2 protein-coding genes are annotated in these 2,351 nt (G+C 64.1%); both read left to right on the forward strand.

Annotated elements, in window-relative coordinates:
• Positions 1-119 precede the first annotated feature (119 nt).
• The gene (locus OO47_RS32855) at positions 120-749 is read left to right on the forward strand and encodes an SMI1/KNR4 family protein (protein ID WP_030223444.1); all 630 of its coding nucleotides are present in this window, start codon (positions 120-122) and stop codon (positions 747-749) included.
• A gap of 124 nt (positions 750-873) precedes the next feature.
• Entirely contained in the window at positions 874-1,191 is a 318-nt protein-coding gene (locus OO47_RS32860) for a hypothetical protein (protein ID WP_234323390.1), read from the forward strand.
• Positions 1,192-2,351 lie beyond the last annotated feature (1,160 nt).

The following is a 2,351-nucleotide window of genomic DNA, read 5'->3' on the forward strand; positions in this document are numbered from 1 at the left end:
GGAGACGGTTCTCTTGGTCGAAAACCCATCTACCAGGGGTTTCGTCATGCTGTCAGGTCAACCGGCAAGCTCGCAAAGCAGGTTGAGAAACCCTCAATGCTTGCCGTTAATCTTCCGCCGTGGGAAACACACCAGCTCAGGATGATAGGAGCCGCTACGTATGGCGGGATCTGTTGCAACGGTGGAGTGATGAGTGGCTCGATCCCGTGCTGCATGAGCAGGAACGGGCAGAGCCGTTTCCAGCCGCCGTGCGCAGGGCCCGATGGCTGGGGAGCACTGGAGCCACCGGCGAGGAACTCGACGCACTTGAGAAGCGCCTGGGTGTCTCTCTGCCGCCGAGCTACCGGCAGTTCCTGCTGATCAGCAACGGTTGGCTCAACACCACCCCGGACATCCATCACATCTTGCCGGCCCACGAGGTCGGATGGACCCGGGACCTGGACCCAGAACTCGTCACCGACTGGACAGAGGGGTACCAGGGTGCCGAGCGAGTGGGTGATGAGGAGTACTTCCTCTACGGCGAGGCCCAGTCGCCCACCACCCTGCGCCCTGAATACCTTCCACACACCCTGAAGATCAGTCACACTCCGAACGCCACTGACGTCTACCTCCTCAACCCCTGCGTGCTCACCCCGGACGGAGAATGGGAAGCCTGGTACCTCGCTCACTGGCTGCCTGGCGCGGTCCGCTACCCGTCCTTCTGGGACTTGATGAACGGCGAGTACGAGGACTTCCACGGCGAACGCTGAGCGCCACAGGTTTACTCAGGCACCGACTGCACTGACGGACGATCTACTGCTTGGACAGTCGTCCGTGACCAGCACGAGTGTCCCGAGAACCGATCACACCAGCTCTCTGAACTGCGGTTTCAAGTTGGCGAAGGCTCACTGCTCCCCGCGCTCGCGGGGATGGACTTGCTGCCGCACCGGTTCTTCCGGTACCCCGACACTGCTCTTCGCGCTCCTGTGGAAGAACAACTGGGGCCAGATCATCACTCTGGTGGTGATCACCGGTCTGCTGGCTACGGCCCTGGTCATCGTCCGTGACGTCGACCGCCCCTTCGGTGGGATCATCAACGTCTCGCCCACCGGGATCACCGAAGCCGAACGCCAGGCCACCCGCGACTTCCTCGCCAACCACAAGACCGCCGAACTGCCCTGCGACGACCAGGGCAACCGCCGAAACACCTGACCCCAACCCTTCCAGGAACCCGCCGCCGGCCCCTCCACCGGACACCGCCCCACAACCCGATCGCCCTCATTGCACGAAAGCCGTCACGGACACGGTGCGCCTCGCCCAACCTCCGCTCGGCTCGGCCTGCACGCCCTGGCCGAAGCCTGACCCCGGCCGAGCGCTCAACGCCCGTTCCCCGGCCCGCCCGCACGCGGGCAGCTCGGGACACACGTGTACGCTCAGCCCCGTTCCACCTCTGCGCCCCGCCTCCGCGTACCCTTCGGAGGCGGGGCGCAGTATTCGCATCCGTCTCTCCGGCCTTCCTGGGCTGTCTTCCAGGCGTTCCTGACGACCCGTCCGGCCGTGTGCACTCGGAGCCTGCTGGGGCGCCGAGTGCTTGAGGATCTGCGACGTTGTCGCCCTGGCCGCTGTCCAGCTCGGCCTGTACGCCCCGGCCGATGTCTGACCCCGGGTTCAATGCCCGCCGGTCTTCCTTTGGGCGCCGGAGGAGCTGATTGGCTCTCAGATCGCCGTACAGCGCTGCGTCTTGGTTGTGGCCCGTGGCCTGCGGCCGGCGCTGCTTCGACATCTGGGTTTATGCGGTTTCGGTATTTGCGTTTGGGCGCGGTGGAGGCAGTTTTTCTGTTTCCGCATACTGACTTCTGTCGCCATGTTCCCGAAGGTTTTCAGGAGGGCTGGTTTGCGGTTTCCGTATACGGATTCCCGAGCACCGCTACCCACCGATCCTCGTTGCATCTTTATGATTGGTTTAGACCACACGCACGTAGAGGGAGGTCTCTATGTCACACTCTGTGCGACCGTCTCTCTGTCGGGCAGTCGGGCTGGACACGATGTCTCGGAGCCAACTACTCTTACTGAAAGAGAGAGCACACCGCCCCCGACGCCCTCCGGCCCCGCAGGGGACGGAGATCCAAGCCCCCGGACATCAATGCCCGATTAGCTCTCTGAACAGCGAAAATACCAAGCAGTTAGCTCGCGAGGAACCCGCAGTACGAAAAGCCGGCTACGCCGCCCACCGCAAGCCCCGGACCAGCCAGGGCTGCCCCGCAGTCACCGAAGGTGACTGCCCCCCCGGGTTCACTTCGCCCGGCGCCGCGCAGCGGCGCAGTCCCCTTGGGAGTGACGCAGTCACTCCGCGTCGTGTCTCCGCAGGAGAC

Origin of the sequence: Streptomyces bikiniensis (genome assembly GCF_000716625.1) — a bacterium.
Lineage (GTDB): Bacteria > Actinomycetota > Actinomycetes > Streptomycetales > Streptomycetaceae > Streptomyces > Streptomyces bikiniensis.